Origin of the sequence: Helicobacter mesocricetorum (genome assembly GCF_900198605.1) — a bacterium.
GTDB lineage: Bacteria > Campylobacterota > Campylobacteria > Campylobacterales > Helicobacteraceae > Helicobacter_D > Helicobacter_D mesocricetorum.
On record NZ_FZPJ01000049.1, the window covers coordinates 21,248 to 44,198 of the forward strand.

The 22,951-nt window shown below is 36.0% G+C and carries 26 protein-coding genes; 16 read left to right on the forward strand and 10 right to left on the reverse strand.

All coding sequences use genetic code 11. From position 1 onward, the window contains the following. Positions 1-5 precede the first annotated feature (5 nt). The 15 genes from C6H18_RS08520 (at position 6) to C6H18_RS08590 (ending at position 12,711) form a co-directional block, all read left to right on the forward strand. Positions 6-557: an RICIN domain-containing protein gene (locus tag C6H18_RS08520; protein ID WP_104722671.1), complete on the forward strand. Its 552-nt coding sequence runs from the start codon at positions 6-8 to the stop codon at positions 555-557. 17 nt (positions 558-574) lie between these two features. Continuing rightward, entirely contained in the window at positions 575-1,369 is a 795-nt protein-coding gene (locus C6H18_RS08525; RefSeq protein ID WP_104722672.1) for a TSUP family transporter, read from the forward strand. 360 nt (positions 1,370-1,729) lie between these two features. Next, on the forward strand, positions 1,730-3,508 hold the full coding sequence (locus tag C6H18_RS08530; RefSeq protein WP_233704117.1) for an HsdM family class I SAM-dependent methyltransferase: 1,779 nt from the start codon (positions 1,730-1,732) through the stop codon (positions 3,506-3,508). Then, on the forward strand, positions 3,501-4,265 hold the full coding sequence (locus C6H18_RS08535) for a restriction endonuclease subunit S (protein ID WP_158654897.1): 765 nt from the start codon (positions 3,501-3,503) through the stop codon (positions 4,263-4,265). Before C6H18_RS08530 ends, C6H18_RS08535 begins: the two co-directional genes overlap by 8 nt. Continuing rightward, a complete protein-coding gene (locus C6H18_RS09740; protein WP_104722675.1) occupies positions 4,265-5,488 on the forward strand; it encodes a restriction endonuclease subunit S in 1,224 nt (407 codons plus the stop codon). Before C6H18_RS08535 ends, C6H18_RS09740 begins: the two co-directional genes overlap by 1 nt. A 163-nt stretch (positions 5,489-5,651) precedes the next feature. Continuing rightward, positions 5,652-6,068, forward strand: a complete 417-nt coding sequence (locus C6H18_RS08545; RefSeq protein ID WP_104722676.1) for a MerR family transcriptional regulator — start codon at positions 5,652-5,654, stop codon at positions 6,066-6,068. Positions 6,069-6,186: 118 nt separating this feature from the next. After that, the gene (locus tag C6H18_RS08550) at positions 6,187-6,783 is read left to right on the forward strand and encodes an NAD(P)H-dependent oxidoreductase (RefSeq protein WP_104722677.1); all 597 of its coding nucleotides are present in this window, start codon (positions 6,187-6,189) and stop codon (positions 6,781-6,783) included. After that, positions 6,780-7,253, forward strand: a complete 474-nt coding sequence (locus tag C6H18_RS08555; RefSeq protein WP_104722678.1) for a cupin domain-containing protein — start codon at positions 6,780-6,782, stop codon at positions 7,251-7,253. The genes C6H18_RS08550 and C6H18_RS08555 overlap by 4 nt, the downstream gene beginning before the upstream one ends. Further along, positions 7,250-8,107 (forward strand): carboxymuconolactone decarboxylase family protein, encoded by an 858-nt coding sequence (locus tag C6H18_RS08560; RefSeq protein ID WP_104722679.1) that lies wholly within the window; start codon positions 7,250-7,252, stop codon positions 8,105-8,107. The genes C6H18_RS08555 and C6H18_RS08560 overlap by 4 nt, the downstream gene beginning before the upstream one ends. A gap of 223 nt (positions 8,108-8,330) precedes the next feature. After that, the gene (locus C6H18_RS08565) at positions 8,331-8,639 is read left to right on the forward strand and encodes a pyridoxamine 5'-phosphate oxidase family protein (protein WP_104722680.1); all 309 of its coding nucleotides are present in this window, start codon (positions 8,331-8,333) and stop codon (positions 8,637-8,639) included. Between the two features lie 102 nt (positions 8,640-8,741). After that, a complete protein-coding gene (locus C6H18_RS08570) occupies positions 8,742-9,098 on the forward strand; it encodes a DMT family transporter (RefSeq protein ID WP_104722681.1) in 357 nt (118 codons plus the stop codon). A 70-nt stretch (positions 9,099-9,168) separates the two neighbouring features. Then, the gene (locus tag C6H18_RS08575; RefSeq protein ID WP_104722682.1) at positions 9,169-9,483 is read left to right on the forward strand and encodes a DMT family transporter; all 315 of its coding nucleotides are present in this window, start codon (positions 9,169-9,171) and stop codon (positions 9,481-9,483) included. A 225-nt stretch (positions 9,484-9,708) separates the two neighbouring features. Then, positions 9,709-10,368 (forward strand): LysE family translocator, encoded by a 660-nt coding sequence (locus C6H18_RS08580; RefSeq protein ID WP_104722683.1) that lies wholly within the window; start codon positions 9,709-9,711, stop codon positions 10,366-10,368. A 137-nt stretch (positions 10,369-10,505) separates the two neighbouring features. Next, positions 10,506-11,669, forward strand: coding sequence for an SLAC1 family transporter (locus C6H18_RS08585; protein WP_104722684.1), 1,164 nt, complete (start codon positions 10,506-10,508; stop codon positions 11,667-11,669). A gap of 70 nt (positions 11,670-11,739) precedes the next feature. Next, positions 11,740-12,711, forward strand: coding sequence for a cation diffusion facilitator family transporter (locus tag C6H18_RS08590; RefSeq protein ID WP_104722685.1), 972 nt, complete (start codon positions 11,740-11,742; stop codon positions 12,709-12,711). Between the two features lie 158 nt (positions 12,712-12,869). Here C6H18_RS08590 and C6H18_RS08595 read toward each other — a convergent pair whose 3' ends face one another. Genes C6H18_RS08595 through C6H18_RS08610 form a run of 4 tightly spaced genes read right to left on the reverse strand, consistent with a single transcriptional unit; the run spans position 12,870 to position 16,287 of the window. Then, positions 12,870-13,604: an amino acid ABC transporter ATP-binding protein gene (locus C6H18_RS08595; RefSeq protein ID WP_104722686.1), complete on the reverse strand. Its 735-nt coding sequence runs from the start codon at positions 13,602-13,604 to the stop codon at positions 12,870-12,872. Next, positions 13,601-14,317, reverse strand: coding sequence for an amino acid ABC transporter permease (locus C6H18_RS08600; protein ID WP_104722687.1), 717 nt, complete (start codon positions 14,315-14,317; stop codon positions 13,601-13,603). The genes C6H18_RS08595 and C6H18_RS08600 overlap by 4 nt, the downstream gene beginning before the upstream one ends. Beyond that, on the reverse strand, positions 14,317-15,117 hold the full coding sequence (locus tag C6H18_RS08605; RefSeq protein WP_104722688.1) for a transporter substrate-binding domain-containing protein: 801 nt from the start codon (positions 15,115-15,117) through the stop codon (positions 14,317-14,319). The genes C6H18_RS08600 and C6H18_RS08605 overlap by 1 nt, the downstream gene beginning before the upstream one ends. 9 nt (positions 15,118-15,126) lie before the next feature. Next, positions 15,127-16,287 (reverse strand): trans-sulfuration enzyme family protein, encoded by a 1,161-nt coding sequence (locus C6H18_RS08610; protein ID WP_104722689.1) that lies wholly within the window; start codon positions 16,285-16,287, stop codon positions 15,127-15,129. Between the two features lie 211 nt (positions 16,288-16,498). Here C6H18_RS08610 and mnmG point away from each other — a divergent pair, with 211 nt between their 5' ends. Further along, entirely contained in the window at positions 16,499-18,400 is a 1,902-nt protein-coding gene (mnmG, locus tag C6H18_RS08615) for a tRNA uridine-5-carboxymethylaminomethyl(34) synthesis enzyme MnmG (RefSeq protein WP_104722690.1), read from the forward strand. A 114-nt stretch (positions 18,401-18,514) separates the two neighbouring features. On the opposite strand, the gene C6H18_RS08620 is transcribed toward mnmG, so the two are convergent. The 6 genes from C6H18_RS08620 to accD are packed head-to-tail and all read right to left on the reverse strand — an operon-like array spanning position 18,515 to position 22,682. Then, on the reverse strand, positions 18,515-19,288 hold the full coding sequence (locus tag C6H18_RS08620; RefSeq protein WP_104722691.1) for an MnmC family methyltransferase: 774 nt from the start codon (positions 19,286-19,288) through the stop codon (positions 18,515-18,517). Further along, on the reverse strand, positions 19,282-19,977 hold the full coding sequence (gene pyrF, locus C6H18_RS08625; protein WP_104722692.1) for an orotidine-5'-phosphate decarboxylase: 696 nt from the start codon (positions 19,975-19,977) through the stop codon (positions 19,282-19,284). The genes C6H18_RS08620 and pyrF overlap by 7 nt, the downstream gene beginning before the upstream one ends. Positions 19,978-19,985: 8 nt before the next feature. After that, positions 19,986-21,005: a hypothetical protein gene (locus C6H18_RS08630; RefSeq protein WP_104722693.1), complete on the reverse strand. Its 1,020-nt coding sequence runs from the start codon at positions 21,003-21,005 to the stop codon at positions 19,986-19,988. Next, the gene (gene dksA / locus C6H18_RS08635) at positions 21,002-21,361 is read right to left on the reverse strand and encodes an RNA polymerase-binding protein DksA (RefSeq protein ID WP_104722694.1); all 360 of its coding nucleotides are present in this window, start codon (positions 21,359-21,361) and stop codon (positions 21,002-21,004) included. The genes C6H18_RS08630 and dksA overlap by 4 nt, the downstream gene beginning before the upstream one ends. A gap of 11 nt (positions 21,362-21,372) precedes the next feature. Further along, positions 21,373-21,837 carry a 23S rRNA (pseudouridine(1915)-N(3))-methyltransferase RlmH gene (locus C6H18_RS08640; RefSeq protein WP_104722695.1) on the reverse strand — a complete coding sequence of 155 codons (465 nt, stop codon included), beginning with the start codon at positions 21,835-21,837 and terminating at the stop codon, positions 21,373-21,375. Beyond that, complete coding sequence (accD, locus tag C6H18_RS08645) at positions 21,834-22,682, reverse strand: acetyl-CoA carboxylase, carboxyltransferase subunit beta (protein ID WP_104722696.1); 849 nt, start codon at positions 22,680-22,682, stop codon at positions 21,834-21,836. The genes C6H18_RS08640 and accD overlap by 4 nt, the downstream gene beginning before the upstream one ends. Positions 22,683-22,951 lie beyond the last annotated feature (269 nt).

Sequence of the window (22,951 nt, forward strand, 5' to 3'; positions counted from 1 at the left end):
ATACAATGAAAAAGATTTTAATGTGTTTGATGTTTAGCTTTGGGGTTTTGTATGCAGAAAATTTAGAGGATTTGCCAGATTTCACCGCTCCATTCTCTCTAAGAAGTGCGATGAGTGGGGATTTATTAGCTCCAGATTATAGAAAACCAAATTGGAATCTTAAGCAAGTGATACTTAATGACAAGATTCGCAAAAGCGACCCCTTTGATGGGTTTAATCTTGGGGCGGTGCAGTTTGTGAATACAGAAGATTCAAAAATGTGTTTGGGGATTGATGAGAGTGGGTTTTTTGCTTTGAAGTCTTGCGAGGATGATTTAAGAGAAGAAAAACTTGAAACATTATTTACAATTATCCCTACAACAACCTCTGCGGTGCAGATTCGCTCTTTTGTTTTGGACAAAACCGAGTGTATCGCAACCTTTTTTAATCCACGATTGCCAGCAGGCAGAGGGATTGGGATTAGCCCTTGCAGCGTGGATAGTTCGCTAAATATTGGCTTAGAGACGCTTATGCTTATCCTCCCTCCCTTAATGGAGGCAAAAACGATTAATCCTTGATTTGAGCGGTTGCGGGAATGAATGGTTGGCTTGAGATTTTGACGATACAAACCTTTGAGGGTGTTGCCGTGTATTTTTATACCCTCTTTTTTGTCGCTTCTATCGTTGGTGGGCTTGTAGGCTCACTCTCTGGTGGCGCAGGAATGATAACAATGCCCTTGCTTCTTGTAAGTGGCTTAAACCCTCTCCAAGCCCTAGCAACCAATAAACTTCAAGCTTGTGTTGGCTCTTTTACAAGTGCAGCACATTATTATCATCAAGGTTTGGTAGATTTAAAAGAAAGTCGCTCTTTGATGATAATTGCGACACTTTTTGGGGCGGTGGGGGCTATTTTAGTGCAGTTTATGGAAGTCTCCTTGCTCTCAAAAATCCTACCCTTTGTGATGATAGCAGTAGGTGCATATTTTTTGTTCTCTCCAAGCATTAGCGATGAAGACAGGGCGAAAAATCCACATAGAATCTTTTTGTTTGCAAGTATGGTAGGGGCTGGATTATATGGCGGATTTGTAGGTATTGGCATTGGTTCATTTGTCCTAGCCTTGCTTGTTAGCATCGGGGGATATGGGCTTAGTAAGGCTTTAGCGCATTCGCGTTGGGTGGTCTTTAGTATCAATATTTCCTCTACTTTATTTTTTGTCATCGGTGGCAATGTGCTATGGATTTTAGGCATTATTATGTGTGTGGGGCAAATCATCGGTGCGACTTTGGGAGCAAAACTCGCCATAAAACACGGAGCAAGGATTATCCGCCCAATTGTGATATGCGTATGCTTCGCCCTCTCTGTTCAATTACTCATTAGAGAGTTTTTCTAAATAGCTCCTTTTGCAAAGAGAGGGATATGAGAGACTTGCTTATAAAAAACTGCTTGAGCTAGAAATCCTAAATCTTGGGATTCTTCACCCAGCCAAGCACTTCTTCGCAGCAATAAGGAACTTTGCTATAATTTTGCGTTTTATATTGTAGTGTTAAAGGGAAGCAATGGGAAAAGAGATTAAAACAGATTTTTGGGTGAATAAACTAGCAAAAGATGCGGGGCTAGACCTAGAACCACAAGGCGCGAGTGTGCGGGGGGGGGGCAAAATAAGGTATTAACTGATGCTCTAAAAAGTGCTTCTAAAGGAGGCACGGGTAATCACGGCGTCCCCGATTTCATAGGTGTAGTAAAAGATTTTGTGATTGTAGTTGAGAATAAAGCAGATGTGAGTAATCATTGCAAGCTAGATTCTAACAATCTCATCTCACAGGAGCAAGAGCATATCAAAAACTATGCACTCAATGGGGCTTTATGGTATGCAAAGCATATTATTAAAAACCAAAACCGCTATAAAAAAGTTTTTGCCATCGCAGTAAGTGGCAATGAGAAAAGACACAGAATAACGCCATTATTTGTCGATGATGGAGCATTTATCAAAGAGCCATTAGAGGATATCGAGAGCTTTTTGCTACTAAGCGAAAAAAATATCGAAAATTTTTACAAAAGAGAGATTTTAAAGCAGCAACCACCCCAAGAAAAAACCAAAGAACAGATAGAAAAAATAGCCGCCACTTTGCACGAAGACTTGCGTAACTATGGGGCGTTAGACAACAAAACCAAGCCTTTAATAGTCGCTGGGATCCTCCTTGCCCTAGAGCGAATGAAACGCAATAATATCGACCTCTCCTCACTCACAGGTGAGCCAAAGGATGTAGAAACCGATGGGGCGAAAATTTATGACCTCATAGAAAAGCAGCTTAAAGTCTCTCAGCTCTCCCCGCAAGTCAAGCTTGATAAAGTCTTAGCAGAATTTGCGGTGATTAAAACCTCGACAAAGATTAATGAAATCCACCCACATTTAAAATGCACTCCACTCAAGCATTATGCGACTTATATTAAACAAGAAATCTTTGATACTATGGAAAATATCAAAAATTCCTATGATTATTTGGGTATGTTTTATAGCGAATTTGTGCGATTTGGAAACGCCGATGGACAGAATCTAGGCATCGTGCTAACGCCTAATCATATCACCGAGCTTTTTTGCGATTTGGCAGATTTAAAGCCCGAAAATAGAGTTTTTGACCCTTGTTGCGGGACGGCTGGATTTTTGATTTGTGCTATGGATTATATGCTAAAAATGGCAAAGAATGAAACGCAAAAGGATAGCATTAAGCAACACCAGCTCTTTGGCTTTGAGCTTCAATCCTTTATGTTTGCAGTAGCTACTGCAAATATGGTTTTACGAGGCGATGGCAAGAGTAATTTAAATGATGAGGATTTCTTAAAGCAAAACCCCCATAAATTACAAGAGGAGTTTAAAGCAGATATAGGCTTTATGAATCCGCCTTATTCTCAAGGCAAGATTGATAAAAATCTAACCGAAATTGCCTTTAGCGAGCATTTATGTGATTCTATCCTAAAAGGTGGCAAGGTAATAGTCATCGTCCCACAATCAGCGATGACAGGAAAGAGCAAAGAAGAAAAGGCAATCAAAGCAAATATCTTAAAAAAGCACACCTTGGAAGGCGTCATTACTTTAAATAAAAATACCTTTTATGGCGTAGGGACAAATCCTTGCATAGCGATTTTTACCGCTTGGATTCCCCACCCTAAAGATAAGGTTTGTAAATTTATCAATTACGAAAACGATGGCTTTGAGGTCCAAAAGCATAAGGGCTTGGTAGAGACAATCCACGCAAAGGATAAAAAGGCACATTTGCTGAAAGTCTGGCGTGATGAAATGGAAGCAGAATCTAAATTTTGTGTAAAAACCACCATAGAAGCCGAGGATGAGTGGCTGCATAGTTTTTATTATTTTAATGATGAGATTCCACAATATGCAGACTTTGATAAAACAATGGCAGATTATCTCACTTTTGAGTTTAATATGATAACGCACGGCAGGGGCTATCTCTTTAGCTTAGAAGAGGAAAAGACGCAGATGCAAACTGATGAAAGGCTTGATAATGAATAAAAATTTAGAATCTATGCGGTGGGGTGAGTTTGTTGTGGGGGAGATTTTTGATTTTGCAATGCGTGGCAAAAGACTCATTGAGAGAGATAGAGTTAAAGGAAATATCCCCTATTATTCCGCAAGTAAGGAGAGTAACGGTTTAACTGATATGATAGCCAATCCGCTTTTTATAGCAAAAAATAAACTCATTATAAGCACATTTTGCGATTGTTATTATGTAGAGGGAGAATTTACAGCAAGTGATGAAATTACGATTTTTGGTAATGACAAGCTTAATAAACACAATGGACTTTTTATAGCAAGAATTGTAAAAAGCAATGCTTCAAAATACGCTTTTGGATATAAAGCATTTTCTGAAAGATTAATGAAACAAATTATTATGCTCCCCATAGATTCCAAAGGAGAGCCAAATTATAAATTTATGGAATCCTTTATGCGAAAGCTAGAACAAAAACACCTACAAAAAATCCTAGCCTACTACACCCATAAGCTAGAATCTATCGGGGGGGGGGGGGCAGACTTCCTCTTTGTCGCTCTCAAGCTAGCTCTTATTATTTTAAATCCTCTTGTCATTCTGAAGTCTTGCGAAGCACGACTGAAGAATCCCATGAGATGTTTCGCTACGCTCAACATGACAAAAATAATCTTTGTCATTCTGAAGTCTTGCGAAGCACGACTGAAGAATCCCATCACGAAGAATCCCTACCCAATCAACCTCAAAGCGATGATTTCGCAACCTTCCTTGAGGGTAGCCTAATGGAGATTGCAAAAAATGAACTAGGCTTAGAATCCATAAAATGGGGCGAGTTTAAACTTTCTCTATTTTTTAAAAACTATCATGGAAAAAGACTTATTGAAAGAGACAGAGAGCAAGGAAAAACCCCTTTACTTACAGCGGGTGAAGCAGATAATGGCGTTGCCTCATTTATTGGCAATGAATCTATGCAAAAATATAAAGATTTTATTTCTATTGATATGTTTGGCAATGCTTTTTATCACTCATACGAAGCCACAGGAGATGATAATATTTATTTTTTTATTAATGAGAAATTGTCATTTTATGTAAAACTCTTTTTTGTCTCGTGCATTAATAAACAAAAAAGCAAATTTTCTTATGGAAAACAATTTAGACAACATAATGCAGATTCTCTAAAAATTTTACTTCCCCTAGATTCCAAAGGAGAGCCAAATTATAAATTTATGGAATCTTTTATGAAAGAACTAGAACAAAAACACCTACAAAAAATCCTAGCCTACTACACCCATAAGCTAGAACTATCGGGGGGGGGGGCAATATCCTTTAATTACCAAGAATATTTAGAGTTTATAGAGACTTTAACCCCTTGCCAGACTAAACCTTTAAGCAAAATATCTCAAAATAACTCAATCTCTACAAAAGCTGATGATGATAAAGATTTAGCTTTTCCTTATATGAGTCTTACGTATATTTGTAAAGATTACAAACTTCAATGGGGCGAGTTTAAAATTAGTGATTTGTTTGAGGTTTATACGGGCGGAGACTTAATTCTAACAAATATTATTGAAGGAGAGATTCCTATTGTAAGCCATAGTGCAATAGATAATGGAGTGAGTGTTTATACTCAAACCATACCTAATAGAAAAAAATTTAACCACAAAACTACTATTAGTTTAGCAGATAGAGGCAATTTCTTTGCAGCTACACAAAAAATAGATTTTTATATAGGAACAAGAGTTAAGGCTTTAGAAGCAAAATTTACACAAGTAAATTATTTCATTTTACTTTTTATTTGTTTATGCATCAATAAGCAATCGGTTAAGTTTTCATATGGTAAAAATTGTTGTGCAAATGCAGATTCTCTAAAAATTTTACTTCCCCTAGATTCCAAAGGGCAGCCCAACTATGCCTTTATGGAATCCTTTATGAAAGAGCTAGAACAAAAACACCTACAAAAAATCCTAGCCTACTACACCCATAAGCTAGAATCTATCAGAGAGTGAGACTTTGTCTATTAGTAAATAGCATCAATCAAATCAATTCTTTGTAATACTTAAAATGACGCAAACATTCTAAATCTGCGAATTTCTTATAAAATCGCATTAAAACTTGACTTAGAGTTACTCTTATCCTTTATAATTTTATAAATCGTTTCAAAGGTTTAAGATGGCATACACAATTAAAGAGGTAGAAAAGGAAACGGGAATCTCCTCGCATACACTTAGATTTTGGGCAAAAAAGGGCTTATTTCCTTTTGTAGAAAAAGACAAAAATGGCGTAAAATACTTTAGCAACACCGATGTCGAATGGGTGCGATGGATAGAGTGGTTTCGCAAAAGCCATATGAGCATAGAATCCATCAAAGATTACATCACTCTAGCTGCCAAAGGAGAGGGGACTGCCAAACAAAGGAGAGAAATGCTTAGTGAGCAGAAAAAAATGGTAATTGCTAAAATGCAAGAATTAGATGCGGTGCTAAAAAAGCTAGATTACAAATTAGGAGTGTATGATGAAATGATTAACAAAGGCGTAGATGGATTTAATCCAACTAGCAAGGATTATAAAGGGTGTAAATGCCAATAGGGCTTTAGGGGCTTTTAACATTACTCAAAGCCTATTAAAAAGTGGTTGTTTTTATCATTCTAAAGTTTTCCCTCTTTAATCCCAGCTAAAGAATCTCAAATCATTAATAAGGAGAAATATGCAAGTATTGTTGCTTAATGGCGCGAAGAAGTTTGGTAGCTCACAAGGTAAGCTAAGTGCTACTTTGCAAGCAGTAGCAAAGGAAAGCTTAGAATCTATGGGCTTTAAAGTCATTCAAACTATCATTGATGAGGGCTATAATATCCAAGAGGAGGTGCAAAAGATTTTGCATAGTGATGTGTTGATTTATCAGCTACCCGCTTGGTGGATGGGTGAGCCTTGGATTGCTAAAAAGTATATTGATGAAGTCTATACGGAAGGCTATGGGACGCTTTTTGCAAATGATGGGCGCAGTCGTAAAGATGATAATTTAAAATATGGCAGTGGGGGTTTGTGTCAGGGCAAAAAGGCAATGTTTAGCGTAACTTGGAATGCCCCACTAGAAGCCTTTAATGAACATCAAGGGTTTTTTGAGGGCTTGGACGTTGAGATGGTGTATTTTCATCTAAGAAAGATTCACGAGTTTTTAGGGATGGAGGTTTTGCCTACTTTTATGTGCAATGATGTGATAAAAAACCCACAAATAACTCAATATATGACCGAATACAAAAACCATTTACAAAAAAATTTCACACACTTTAAAGAGACAAAATGAAAAAAATTTTAAAAACAATCACTATCGCAGTTGGTTTAGCACTTCCGCTTTTTTCACAAAGCATTATCAAAAATGACGCTTTTAAAGCCTTTAGCGGGGATTCTAAGATTTTTAATGGTGAAGTTAGTGTAAAAATGCTTTTTTTATCTAATCAATGGCAAAACTTTAGCGGGGCTATCGTGGAGTTTGCGCCAAAGGCTAGGAGTGCTTGGCATACCCATCCTGCAGGACAAACACTTCTAGTTACCAAAGGCACGATTTACACAGGCACTAAAGAAGGAATTGTTCAAATTGCAAGAGAGGGGGATACTATCCTTTGCCCTCCAGATGTAGAGCATTGGCACGGCGCAGGATTGTATGAGAGTGGCGCACATATCGCCCTTACCCACGAAAAAGACGGGAAAAATGTAGTTTGGCTTGAAAAACTAAGCGATGCAGAGTATGAACAATTTATCAAGGAAGCGCAATGAAAGCAAAACTCAATAACAAAAGGCGAAAACTCCTTAAAACCTCCTTTTCTCTTGTTGGGCTTGGGTTGGTAGGCACAAATCTCATCTATGCAAAAGAGACTGCTAGAATTAGCAAAAAAACACAAGATTCCAAACATTCCTTAAATAGCAGTTATGAATCTTTAAAGCAAACAGATCCTGAATTTTTTAGCAATCATACACATTTTGCGTTTGAGGAAGTGTCTGTAAAAAGCAATTTGGAGGAGAGAGAACATTTGATGATTATCCTTGCCTCACTCATTGCTATTCCCGCACTTAGTGAGTATAAATCTTTGGTGCAAATAGCACTAGATAGCAAGGTCTCTCCCGTAGCCATTAAAGAAATCCTTTATCAAGCCACTCCTTATGTGGGAATGGGCAAGGTAATCGACTTTATCCACGCAAGTAATGAGATATTTGTGGCAAATAATATCGCCCTACCCCTACAACCACAAGGAACGACAACTAAAGAAAATCGCAAAGAAAAAGGGCTATCTATCCAGCGCAAACTTTTTGGCGATGCGATTGATAGAGGAAATTCAACGGCTCCTGCTGATGTGAAACATATTCGCGAGTTTTTATCAGCTAATTGCTTTGGGGATTATTACACGCGAGGGGGGATTGATTTGAAGTTTAGAGAGCTACTAACCTTTGTTTATATCCTCTCTATGGGGGGCGCACAACCCCAACTAATAGCGCATGTGTCAGGAAATCTCAAAGTTGGCAATGATAGAGCTAAGCTTATCGCAACCATTACCGCTCTAATCCCTTATATTGGCTATCCAAGAAGCCTTAATGCTCTAAGTGCTGTTGATGAGATAATTCCTGCTTCATAAGAGACGCTAAATGTTGTGCTGTTTGGATAAAAGCATAATATTTACTGCTCTAACCTTGCCCCACTCAAGCAAAGCCACAATCTCATTAGAAATTTGCTACAATACCCCAAAATCACAAAGGAATAGAATATGCGGCGCAAAGATAGGGCATTAGAATCAAGCAGGGCAATTGAGATGATGACTCAGGGCACAAAACGAGATTTTTTCGCGATGGCACATTGGTGTGTTTGGTGTTTGTAGGGCGCATACAAGTTTATATAGCGCAGAAGAGCTAAAGCAAATCGCCCTTTATGAGCCTAAAAAGCTAGGTAGCCATGTTTTTACCACCGAATATGAAAGCACCATTGCCTATGGCAAAATTTTTGCACTTCACGATGAAGAAGCCCAAAATAAGGCAATGGCGCTGCTTTGTCAAAAATATATGCCCGATAAAATGAAATTTGTGCAAAAGTCTGTGGATACCGAGCGCAAACATTTTAATGCCTATGAGATTATCCTAGAGCAATATAGCGCAAAGGCAAAAACACTCTAATAGAAACAAGAAAATATAAGGCTAGAATCAAGAAAATATAAGGCACAGACAGGGTTTGTCGCTTGAAGCTAAAATTCTAAAGATAAAACAAAAGGAAAGATTATGAAAAGCATAAAGCTTACCCCAAATCTTGCGTGGGCGTTGGTTATTTTTGGTGGCATTGTAGAATGCTTTTGGGCAAGTGGGCTAAAGCATAGCGATAATTTGCTACTTTATACTCTCACAGGAATGGGGATTTTCATCTCCTTTATCTGTATGATTTTAGCCATTAGGGTGCTAGAGATTGGCGTTGCATATAGCGTGTTTGTGGGTATTGGCACAGCGGGTATTACCCTAGCTGAAATCCTTGTCTTTGGCGAGGCTTTCTCACTGCTTAAAATCCTCTTTATCGCTACCTTGCTTCTAGGCGTCATTGGCTTAAAGCTTTCTGCAGACAAAGAGACAGAGGCACAAGAATAAAACCTTTTCAAGAGCCTTCGCGCAACTTAGGGCTTGGAAAAAAGGAGTAAATTGGAAAAAAGGAGCAAAAATGAGCTGGATTTATTTATTCCTTGCTGGGTGTATGGAGATTGTGGGTGTCATTACGATGAAAAAATATTCCTTGAGCGGACGCAAAATCTTTTTACTCGCTATCTTGTTGCAGTTTATGCTAAGTTTTACCCTGCTCTCTTTAGCAATGCAAGAAATTGCTATGGCAACTGCTTATGCGATATGTACAGGCATAGGCGCAGGAGGTGGTGTGCTTGTGGGTATTGTGTTTTATAAAGAAAGCAAAAATGCCAAGAAACTTCTTTTTATCGCACTCATTATCGTTTCAGTCATTGGGCTTAAGGCAATGAGCTAAAGTTTAAATTATGCTTATCAACCAAATAATGTATATTGCTTTGCAAGATATGGATAAAAGGGAGATATTTTAGAGACGTGAATAAGAATTTAAATCAGTGATATGCCAAATCTCATTCAAAACAAACCTTTTAGCCAACAATAACTCCAATTGCTATATAATAAAAGCCTCAAAAATAATATAAAAAGACAAACAAATTTATGCTCTTTCTCTCAAGGAATCTTAATGATTGAGGTTTTACTCACTTATATCCTAGCAGTTTTCTTATTAATCGCAACCCCCGGTCCTGTCATTGCACTTATTATACGCAACGCATCACTTTATGGATTTAAAATAGGGTTATTTACAAGCATAGGCACAAACTTTGCCTCCCTAATTTTACTAGCTATTGCTATTGCGGTGATTTTAGGTGTATTGAAAATTTCCCCTTTGATATTATCTATACTTAGTATTTTAGGCTGTGGATTTATATTTTATCTAGGGGCTAACTCCTTATATCACACCTTTAAACACCATAAAAGCCAATTACCTGTGGAATCTCGCACACAATCATTCAAAAAGAAAAATACTAAAAAAACCCTTATTTCTAGTTTTTTAGAAGGATTTGGGATTGCCATTGGTAACCCTAAGGACATTATATTTTTGGTCGCATTTTTTCCGCAATTTATTCACATAACAGATTCCATTATCCTAAGCTTAAGTATTTTGGTTTTTATATGGATTATCCTTGATTTTAGCATTCTTATTAGTTATGTCTCACTAACGCAAAAAGCTATTTTCTTCAGATACCAAAAGAGTATTGGGATTATGAGTGATATTATTTTAATGCTTGTTGGGATATTTGGAGGCTATTATTTGCTCCATTCTTTAAACTTAACCCCATAATCCTCCCTCCACCTAGCCCTTAGAGATACAACTAATGCTCTTAAAAGTAAAGAACTTAGCTTTTACTATCCCTTAATAATCTGTATTTTATAATATAACTCTAATCAATAATACTAAATTCAACCAAAGGAATCTCAATGCCACAAGGACAGCCAATGCAAGAAATTCCAAATAAAATAAGCTATCTGCCTGTAAGTCTTTTTGGTGCGTGTATGGGATTAAGCGCAATGAATACAGCGTGGCACACAATGGCAAACTTTAGCCTACTTTATTCTACAAATTCTCAACATAATCTAACCTATATCCCTCAATCCTCTTTTATTATTCAGCCTTCCCTTGCAGATGCACTCTCACTTATTTTCGCTCTCCTAAGCATTGTTGCCTTTGTTGCATTAAGCTCTGCTTATATCCTCAAGCTTTTTACAAGTTTTCAAAGTTGCAAACAAGAATTTCTCTCCCCTATAACTCGTCCCTTTTTTGCCACTATTTGTATTACTTTATTGCTTTTGCCTTTTGCACTCCAAAGACTCGAATTCCCTGAAATAATAAGCCTTATAATGTGGATAATTGGTGCAGTATCTATGCTTATCTTTAGTGTGCATATTACCCAATTTTGGATTTGCCACAAATTTGAACTATCCGATGTTACTCCTGCGTGGATTATTCCCGTTGTGGGATTACTTGATTTACCTCTTGCTTTGCCTCTTTTTTCACAATTTTATAGAATACCTGATGTTGGCTTTTTAATATCGCTATTTTGCTTGGCAGTGGGATTTACTTTTACAATCGTGCTTTGCACACTTATCTTTGCGAGAATCGTGTTTTTTTCTAAACTTCCTGATAAACTAATGCCAACTTTGGTTATTTTTCTTGCACCCTTTGGTGCTGGTGTTGGGGCATATATGGTATTTATCTCTATGCAAGCACTTACATTAGGTGAAGATTCTTTAGGCTTCCTTGCAATGGATTCTACACCCTATATCCTCTTCTTTATTGGCTTGTTTTTATTCTTCACTTTATTGCCCCAAATTATCCAAATCAAAAGATGTTGCCCTTTTAAAATCTCGTGGTGGGCAATTAGCTTTCCTTTAGCGGCAATGTGCATAGCAAGTATAAAAATCAACACAGAAATTTTAGAATTTCCAAACTCTTTTGCCCTATCAGCTTCCACATTACTCAATATTGAAATGATATTTTCGTTTTTTTCAATAAGCCTATTAATCCTTGTTACACTGATATTTATATGGCTTATTGTGCGCACATTAGTTGGGATATTCAAAGGAGAATTGCAAAACCTCTAAGCCCACACATCCATTTAGATATTATTAATAAACACAACGATAAATGGTAATTTATAATAAAGGAACTAAGATGCAATTAGGAATCCTTACACAAAACTATGGAAAGAAAATTCGCCAAAAGCAACTCCAACCCATAGAGAATTGGAATACACAAGAACAGCTTGTTTTAAAAGCCTCTATAATTTGTGCTGTGCTTTTAGCGATATTTGGAATCTCATTTGGAGTTCTCAATAAAAGCAATGCAATAATTTTTGATGGGATTGTTTGTATTGTAAGCGTAGGTTTAGGATTACTTAGTCTAGTTACTTCGCGCTATATTTACCGCAAAGACGATGATATTTTTCAATATGGATATGTCCGTTTTGAACCTATGGTAAATTTCTTTAAAAGCTCAATTTTAATGGCTATTTGCATTTATGCTTGTTTAGGAGGCATTAAAGATATTTATCATGGTGGATACCCTATTACATTAGGAGGGGCAATCACCTATACCTGTTGCGCTTTTATCTTATGTTTAGGTATGTATATTTATACAAGCCTTTATGCCAAAAAGCTAGATTCTGAACTCATTGCTACAGATAATGTCGAATGGCTTATTGATTCTATTATGTATTTAGGCGGAATCATTGCTTTTGGGATAGTTTTTATCTTTGATTATGAACAAAAGCATCCCCTAAGCCATTATATTGACCCGATACTACTTGTTTGCTTATCACTTTTTTTAAGCCTCTCTCCTCTTAAAATTATGTTTTCTAACCTTAAAGATTTAATAATGGTAGCACCCAAAGAACTTGATGATAAAATCACGCAAATTATGGAATCTCTAAGTCTAAAATATGGTTTTTCTGATTATGACACTCATGTGGCAAAAAGTGGAAGATTTTTTATGATAGAAATAAATTTGCTACTTACAAATCTAGATGATAGGGTTTCTATTCGCCAACTTGATGCCATCCGAGATGAGATTGAAAATGCTTTAGAAATGCCAAGCTATAAAATATGGCTTTCTATAAGCTTTACAGCTAATCCTAAATGGTTATAAATACCCATAGTTACCCCAATACTTTCTTTAAAAGACTAGAAATTTTATTATAGTTTTTACCTCTTCTGCAATAGCAAAATCCATTACCTTAAAAACATAGATTGAAGATTGCTTATTGGACTTTGTGTGTTTTTCTCCAAAGAATTTAAATACTAACACTAAATAGCCCTATGAAACTTCTCCAAAAATAACTTTGCCCTATCGGTTTTAGGAGCATTAAAAAAGGTTTCTGGAGGGGATTGCTCTAGTATTTTCCCCTCACTCATAAATAGCACTTCATTAGCAATCTTTCTAGCAAAATTTAGCTCGTGTGTTACAAGAATCATCGTCTTATCTTTAATCATTTTTATCACATTTAAAACTTCCTCAACAAGCTCTGGGTCTAAGGAGCTAGTAGGTTCATCAAAAAGTAATATCTCTGGATTAAAAGCTAAGGCTCTAGCGATTCCTATTCTCTGCTGTTGCCCTCCACTTAGCATACTTGGATAATGCCCTGCCCTCTCTCTTAACCCAACCATATCCAAATATTCAAAACCTATTTTTTCAGCCTCAGCCTTACTATACTTATGCACACTAATAAGGGATTGCGTGATGTTTTCTAAAGCGGTTTTATTGGCAAATAAATTATAGTTTTGAAAAACCATTCCGACCTTTTTACGCACCTTTTGCAAATCTCTTTTAGGAATCTTTGCAAAATCAATCACCAAATCCTGCATTTTCATTATCCCACTATCGGGCGTTTCAAGCAAATTAATACACCGGAGTAAAGTGCTTTTACCGCTTCCACTTGGACCAAGTAGGGCATAGGTTTTGTTTTTTTCTAGCTTTAAGCAAATATCCTCTAAAACCCTCTGTCCTTGAAAGCTTTTCTTTAAATGCGTAATCTCTATCATTTAGCACCTACAATCTTTTTATATCTTGTTACCCTTCTTTCTAAAATCGTGAAAACTTTCTCCAAAACGCTACTAATCCCCCAATAAAACAAAGCAGCGATAATATAAACCTCTAAAAACTTCGAACTCCTATCGGCTTCAAGCGTAGCAACACCCATAATCTCTGGCACAGAAGCGGCAAAGACTAAAGAGGTTTCTTTGATTAGCAAAATAAAAAAGTTTAAAATATTTGGCAAAGCACTCAAAAAGCTTTGGGGCAAAATAATCAAATACAAGGCTTGAAATGTCGTCAAACCCACACTATAACTCGCTTCTAATTGCCCCTTATCGATACTTAAAATCGCACTGCGAAATATCTCACTTAAATAAGCAGAGCAATAGAGAGAATACACAAGATACATAAAATAAATGGCACTAATATTAGAAATATCGATATTTAATCCATATTTGTAATTAAAATACCTCAACACAAGAGGAATCCCATAATAAGCCAAAAATATCTGCACCAACACAGGAATCCCGCGAAAAAACGAAATATAAAGCGTGGCAGCTTGATAGAAAAAAGGGATTTTATAAATCCTAATAAGGCTCAATGCTAATCCCAAAATAGAACCTATCACAAATCCTACCAATGCTATTACAAGAGAGAGCGGAACCCCCTTAGCAATAGCAGGGATTGCACTTAGGGCATATTCAAAATCAAAGAGTTGCATTATTCACTTTGATTGACACCGAAAAACTTAATAGAAAGCTCACGAAGCTCTCCTCCCTCTTTGGCTTTCTCTAAGGCAGCATCGATTTTTTTTATGATATTTTTGGATCCTTCCTCATTCCTAAAAATAAAATAAACATTACTCTCTGCAATCCTAGAATCTAAGATTTTTAACTTCAGATTCTGCTCTTTGATAATATCTGCAATGCTTGCAGGATCGTTTAAATGCACATCAATGCGTTTATTCACCAAATCCTGTAAAAGAGGGCTTAAATCCTTGTAATAACGAATTTCTAAAATCCCTCCATTAGCCTTATTCCACTCCTGCAAAGTCTTGGTATGCACTGATCCAACCACGCCTCCAGCCACTTTACCCTTAAAGTCCTTTGTAGAATTAATAGAATCCTCATCTTCTCTAGTGATAAACTGCGAAGTAGAGACAAAATAACTTTGGTTATTAAACAAATACCGCTCTTCTCTCTCTTTGGTTTTTACAATTTGGTTTGCCAAAACATCAAATCTAGCAGAATCTAATCCCAAAAACAAAGTACTCCAAGGAGCATAATTAAACTCAAACGACAAAGTAGGATCAATCTTTTCTAACACCCTTAACACCTCGACATCATACCCTGTAATCTTGCCTTCTTTATCCACATAACTAAAAGGTTTGTAAGCCCCCTCACTCCCTACTTTAACCTTAATAACATTTTGTAATTGCGCCTCTTTGGTATTCTCGCTACTGCAACCTATAATCCATAAAGATAATAAAAATATTAAAAATAAAAAATTCTTTCTTTTCATAATTTTTCCTTATACTTTCTCTAAAGCATTACTTAAGGATTCTTTTAGATCCTCTACATCCTCTAAGCCAATAGATAATCGGAGGAGATTTTGCGTGATATTTAAGGCTTTTTTAATAGATTCATCAACACTTCCGTGACTCATATAATAAGGACATCCAAAGAGGCTTTCTGCCCCACCCAAACTCTCTGCTAAGATGAAATGTTTAAGGTTTTTAGCAAAAACCTGCATTTGTTGGTAGTTGGCTTTTAAATAAACACTTACTATACCACCAAATAGCCCATTCATTTGCTCCTTAGCAAGTTGATGTTGGGGATGTGAGGGAAGTCCGGGATAAATCACTTTTTCTATTTTTTTATGCGATTCTAAAAATCGTGCAATCTCTAAAGCACTACTACAATGCCGCTCCATTCTTAATTGCAAAGTTTTTAACCCCCTAGCGTGTAAATAAGAATCAAAAGGAGCAAGAATCATTCCCGTAGAATTAGAAACAAAACGTAATTGCTCATACAAAGAATCATCATTTAAAACAACCGCTCCTCCCACACTATCACTATGCCCATTAATATATTTTGTCATACTATGCACTACAATATCAGCACCCAAATCTAAAGGTTTTTGCAAATAAGGTGTAGCAAAAGTATTATCCACTACACTTAAAATATTATGCCTCTTAGCCATCTCACAAATAGCCTTTATATCACAAAGTTGCAAAAGGGGATTTGTTGGGGATTCTAGCCAAATCATTTTGGTTTTACTTGTAATGGCGGATTGGATATTTTCAAGCTTTGTCATATCAAGATATTGCACTTTGACATTAAAATGATTAAAAACCTTACTTAAAAGTCGCCTTGTCCCCCCATAAATATCATCAAAACAAAGAATCTCATCATCAGATTTTAAAAAACTTAGCAAACTCACACATTCAGCAGCTTGACCACTTGCATAGCAAATCGCATATTTTGCATTCTCTAAAGCCGCTAATTTACTCTCTACAACCTCCCTTGTAGGATTGGTTAATCTAGAATACCCAAATCCCTTAATAGTGTTTTCAAAATCTGGTTTTGCAAAGGTGCTTGCTAAATGAATAGGGCTTACAACATCACTTGAGGTTTTACCGCTTAAATTAGGCTCTTCGGCAACCGATACGGCTTTTGTGCTAAACTTCATAATCATTCCTTCTTTAATAAATTTCATTTTATAAGATTCTACTATTATTTTTTTAAAAAAGCGTTTATTGGCATAAGAGCATCTACTCTACAAATCACTCTTTTAAGGTTTAAAATAGCGCATTACTTTGAGATAACACAACTTCGCCATAAAACCCCTAAAGCTTTGATTAAATTAGCTATAATTCCATAAATTTTGCTTAAGGTTAAAAATGGATTATGATGTTTTAGTTATTGGTGGTGGTCACGCAGGTATTGAAGCCTCTATCATAGCAGCTAAAATGGGTTGCAAAACACTTTTATTAACCATCTTAGTAGAACAAATTGGTGCTGCAAGTTGCAATCCCGCTGTTGGAGGACTTGGCAAAGGACACCTTGTCAAAGAAGTCGATGCACTTGGCGGAGTTATGGGATATATCACCGATAAAACAGGGATTCAATTCCGCACACTCAATGCCTCAAAAGGTCCCGCTGTTCGCGGAACAAGGGCGCAAATTGATATGGATAGATATAAAATCTTAGCAAGAGATTTATGCTACCAAACCCCAAATTTAGAGGTATCTCAACAAATTATAGAATCCCTTATCCTGCAAAATGGCGAAATCAGAGGAGTAAAAACCAATATTGGCAAAATCTATCACGCAAAAAAAGTGATTTTAACCACAGGGACATTTTTAAGAGGGAAAATCCATATTGGGGAGAATACTTCAAACAATGGACGCTCTGGAGAGCCTCCTGCTATGGAGCTTGGCAAATGCTTAGAGACTTTAGGGCTTGAAATAGGGCGTTTAAAAACAGGGACTTGTGCGAGAATCAAAGGGAACAGTATTGACTTTGAATCTTTAGAAAAACATTATGGAGACACTCCAACCCCTTATTTTAGTCAAAAAACCACAAAGGAATTGGAAGGGCAAGAATTTTCTCCCACCCAACTACCCTGCTATGTAACTTATACCAATGCCAAAACACACCAAATCATTCGCGATAATTTCCATCGCACACCCCTTTTTACAGGACAAATTGAAGGAGTAGGTCCAAGATATTGTCCAAGCATTGAAGACAAGGTTTATCGCTTCAGCGATAAAGAGAGGCATCAGCTTTTCTTAGAACCCCAAACACTAGAAGCTAATGAATATTATATCAATGGATTAACAACTTCCCTGCCCTTTGATGTGCAAGAGGCAATCATTCATAGCATCAAAGGCTTAGAAAATGCAGAAATCGTGCGTTATGGCTATGCCATTGAATATGATTATATTAATCCCACAGAGCTAAAGCACACATTAGAAACAAAAAAAATAAAAAACCTCTATTGTGCAGGGCAAATTAATGGGACAACAGGTTATGAAGAAGCAGCAGCTCAAGGAATCTTAGCAGGAATCAATGCAGCCTTAAGCGTTCAAGATAAAGAACCTATCATTCTTAAACGCAATGAAGCCTATTTAGGCGTAATGATTGATGATTTGGTTACCAAAGGCACTAAAGAGCCTTATAGAATGTTTAGCTCTCGTGCAGAATACCGACTCTTATTGCGCGAAGATAATGCAATCTTTAGGCTTGGAGACTTAGCCTATAAGTTAGGCTTAATGCCACCAAGAGAATATGAGAGCCTTCTTCAAGATAAGCAATCCATACAAGAGGGACTAAAATGGCTTACAGAGACCTCTATAACCCCAACACTAGAGATTCTAAATCTCCTACAATCCCTCCAAGAAGAAAAAATAAGCGATAAAACAAATTGGCAAACAATTTTTAGTCGTAGAAGTTTTGATTTACCTAAACTCCTAAAAATTACCGAACTTATCCCAACACCTTTTAAGGCTTTTTCACTCCGTGCTTTAGAGCAAATTTTAATAGAAGCAAAATACGTCAATTATATCCAAAAGCAACAAACACTCATTGATAATATGGACAAGATGTTAAGCATTCAAATTCCAGAGGGTTTTAACTATGAGATTCCAAGTCTTAGCCTAGAAGTTATAGAAAAGCTCAAAAAATTTACCCCAAAAAGCCTTTTTGAAGCTAGTGAAATTAGCGGTATCACACCTGCTAGTTTAGAAGTTCTACAGCTTTATATTCATCTCCACCATAAAAACCTTGCTAAAACCCCATAAGTTTTTGAACTCTTTTGTTTTAAAATTCCTAAATCGTGCGCTTTTTACGCATAGGATACACCCTATCCTAAGCCCACAAACTAATGCTCTTTATCAGAAAGCCTTATGCGCACTTTATTGCTTAGATTTTTCATTTATTTCTTCATCATACAAGGCTTTTAAGTTCTTATTTAAAGAAATTTTATGAGGAATATCTACCGCTACAATACCTAAAACATTGGCAATAGCAATACAAGGATTAACAATCTTTGTAAAAACAATAGAATCCCGCACTTCTTTTTGCCTTAACAAATAAGGTATAAAACCCGCTAAAAATGCACCATAAAGCATAGAAGAATTTTGCGAATAAGTAGTAATAATACAATCCTCTGAAGTCATCTCAAAAAGTCTTTTAAAATACTCATAAGTCCAAAGCATTTTATTCTTTTTAGGGCTAAAGGCGTCTTGGAACACAATATCAAAATCTCCTTTTAAATGCGTTAAAATCTCCCTTGCTTCCCCTAAATGTAAAAAAACCTTGAGTTTTTCTTCCTCATAATATTGCTGTGTGATAAGCTTCTTTAAAATCTGCTTATCCAAACTCTTAGGATATTTATAAGATTCAAGTGATAAAAGAAGTCCTCTATCAATTTCTGGAGAGTGAATCTCTAAAACACCTTTATACCCTCTCTCCTTTGCATAACTTATCAAAGCAAACGTGTTATACCCCAATCCAAAACAAATATCCAAAACCTTTAAAGAATCTTTATAAGAAGAATAAGCAAAGCTAGGATAAATATGCTTATGCAATGTCTCTTTTAAAGCACCATCACGAAGATTATGATAATGCTCACCAAAGTGTTGATTAAAAAGTGTAAAGCTTAAATCTTGTGTTAGAATCCCTAACAAGGCAATTCCATAGATTCTAAAATTTTCCTAACAATAGCTCGTGGATTTTCCGCTTTATAAATAGGACGCCCTACAACGATAAAATCACTCATCGCTTCTTTAGCATCTTGCAAATTTGCTACCCGCTTTTGATCTCCACTCCCTTCGCCAAAAGGTCGTATAGCTGGTGTTAATGTTAAAAAATCTTGCCCAAAGGCTTTTTTAATCTGCAAAGATTCCAAACAAGAGCAGACTATGCCATTTACCCCAACACTAAAAGCCATCTTGGCAAACTCTAGGACTTGAGAGGAAATATCGTTATGATAGACTTCAAAAAAACTCTTTTCATCAAAACTCGTCAAAGCTGTTACCGCCATAACCAAAGGAGGATTTTCAATGGCTTTTAAATGCTCCATAACTTCACACATACCCTCTCTACCACTACTAGCGTGCAAAGTAACCATATCAACACCAAGCTTTACAATCTCATCAATACTATCACCCATCGTATTAGGAATATCATAAAGCTTCAAATCTAAAAAAATCTTAAAAGATGGATTAATAGCTTTAATAGAATGCAAAAACTCTTTTCCATCGCGTATAAAACTTCTTAATCCAACCTTAACCCAAATCTCATTATCTTTTAGAGTCTCTAATAAGTCTAAATTCTCTTTTCTACTTGCTAAATCAAGGGCAACACAAAGTTTCACAATCTCCCCTAATCAAGCAAAAATAATTCTAAAGGATATTTTTTGCCAAAACTTTTTAAATCTAAGTAGGCACGAATCTTTAAAAACTCATTTTTGGGATAAGTATTCAGTCTATCTCTGGCTTCATCTAACATCTCTAAATCCAATAAAACATAAAAATACGCCATCTCCGCTTTTTCATCTTCATCCGCCAAGCTTTCAAACAAACCAACCCATAGACCCGGCTCATAACATTTCTTCATTTTTTGCGCTAAATGCAAATAGTCTTCTTTAGTGTATCCTATCTCCTTACAAAGCTTAATAATCTCTTCATTACTAAGCTGAATCTTTTTAGCATAGCACATTCCAAGCATTGTATCTGCTAAACTTTTATCCATTTTTACCCCACTAAGGAAATGCTTAATATCCTTAGTAACACCACTATCAAGAAGCTTCTTAAGAGCTACTTGCTTATACTCATTTTCAAAATGGGATTTTCTCAAAACCTCTAAAGCAAATTTTTCATCATTCCTAATCTGATTAAAAGTATTTTGTCGCTTAAGCGAAGAATCATTAGGCAGAGAAAAACGTTTAAGATTAACCTCTTTGCCCTGTTTCAAATCGCCTAAAACCTCTAAAAGCTCATCTAATCTTCCCTCACCACTTTTTACCAATGCTTCCTTTTTAATATCAAAAGTAAGATTATCAAGCAATATAGAAAGCCTCTTATAGCAATCCATACTCGGTTGCTTAAGAGATACTTTCTTATCCAAAAGTTGGTTTTCAATCTGTTCTAGCAAGAGCTTATAATCATTTTTGTATTTATTTTCCCTTCTCCACATTCGATACATACCACCAAGACGCAAACACACAATAATGACAAAAAACAATAAAACAGGCACAACAAACCAAACCGCCAAAGGCAATGTAATAGTGTAAATACTAAAAGGTATGTGATAAGTATATTGCTCTCCACTTAAAGAATAAACATACAACCCCAAAAACACGACAAAGACTAACAAAGCCCCTAAATAATATTTCCATTTCATACTTTATCCTTTAAATCTTTTTCAACAATTTCTCGACATACTATACAATATTTTGCATAGGGTTTTGCTTTTAATCTCCCGTGTGCTATAGGTTCGCCACACATTTCACAAACCCCATAAACTCCATTTTCTATTTTTTCTAAAGCCACCTCAATGTATTCTAATTCTTGATGATGTTTTTGAAAAATTGACCCCTCCAAAGTGTTTTCTACACTCATTGTTGCATAATCTGCTTCATCTCCTTTTGTATTACGCATTTGTTCAACATTGCTTTGATGTTGAGCATTATGCTCCAAAATCGCATCTTTCTTAGCCAATAAAACCTTTTTAAAACTCTCTAATTTATCTTGATGCATAACTCCCCTTTTTATTTATGATAAGGATGATTGTTTAATAAACAAAAACCCCGATAAATCTGCTCACTCAATACAATTCTTGCTATACTATGACTAAAAGTTAATGATGATAAAGAAACACATAAATCACACTTATGTAAAAACTCCTGCTCTAATCCATAAGCCCCTCCAATAAAAAATACAATCTCTGACTTTTCTTTTAACATTTCGGCAAACCCAAAAGTATCCAAGCTTCTGCCCTCTGGAGTGAGTGCAACCTTATAAGAGGCATTTTTAAAAACCTTAGCAAACGCTTGTGTATAAGCTCTCTTTGCCTCTCTTTCATTATTTTTTTGACTCTCCTTAATATTCTTGCAAAGCATATTCACAAATTCTATCTTCACCCCAAAATGGGATACTAAGGGTTTATATTCCTCACAAAGACTACTTACCCCATAAGTATCTTTTGCAATATAATAAACTATTACCTTAATCAAGGATTCACTTTGAAGTATTCTAAAAGCTGTGCAAGAACATTTTTCATCTCTTTGCGTTGCACTATCATATCAATCAATCCGTGTTCTAAGAGAAATTCTGCTGTTTGAAATCTCTCTGGTAAATCCTCTCCAATAGTTTGCTTAATCACTCTAGCACCTGCAAATCCTATCATTGCTCCCGGTTCTGCCATAATAATATCACCCAAAAAGGCAAAAGAAGCACTAACGCCTCCCATTGTAGGATCACTCAATATAGAAATAAAGGGTAATCTCTCCGCACTTAAGGCATTAAGTGCAGCAGAGGTTTTTGCCATTTGCATTAAAGAATAGGTAGATTCTTGCATTCTAGCCCCACCACTTGCACTTATAATAATTAAAGGATGTCTTTTAGCAATAGCACGATTAATAGCACGTACTATTTTCTCGCCCTCCACAGAGGCTAAAGAACCTCCCATAAAATTAAAGTCAAATAAAACCAATTCAACCTCTATGCCTTCAATTTTGCACTCACCGCTAACAATAGAGCTAGGTCGTCCGCATTTTTTTTGGTATTCTTCAACGCGTTTTTTATAGCTTTTCTTATCAACAAACTTCAAAGGATCATTAGGGGATAATTCCTTATCATATTCGACAAAACTACCTTCATCGCAAAGTAAAGCAATTCTATCATCAAGACTAATTCGCATATGGAAATTACACTTAGGGCAGGTATGGAATTGTAATACCACTTCTTTATAATAGGTAAGCGCATTACAACTAGGGCATTTTACCCAATGACTAGGTGCTTCTTGAGGGGTGGCTCTTTCGTCTTTCTTAAAATTTTTAAAAAAATCTGCAAATCCCACTTACACTCCTTACCACAACATACTAAAATCCTAATCATAATATAATTTTTTTTAATATTGGTTAAAATCAAGAATACTCATTACCTCACTATCCTAAAAGATAAACCCTTTTAAAGAATTATTTATAAAAATTTAGATATAAAGTAACAAAGATTATTTTCTTAAAAATATCCCTAATCACCCAGCCAACCAAATGAATAATACTATTAGGATAGAGATTAGGCAAAAAGAATAAATCAAGAAAGATAAAAACACAAAAAGGAGTCCCA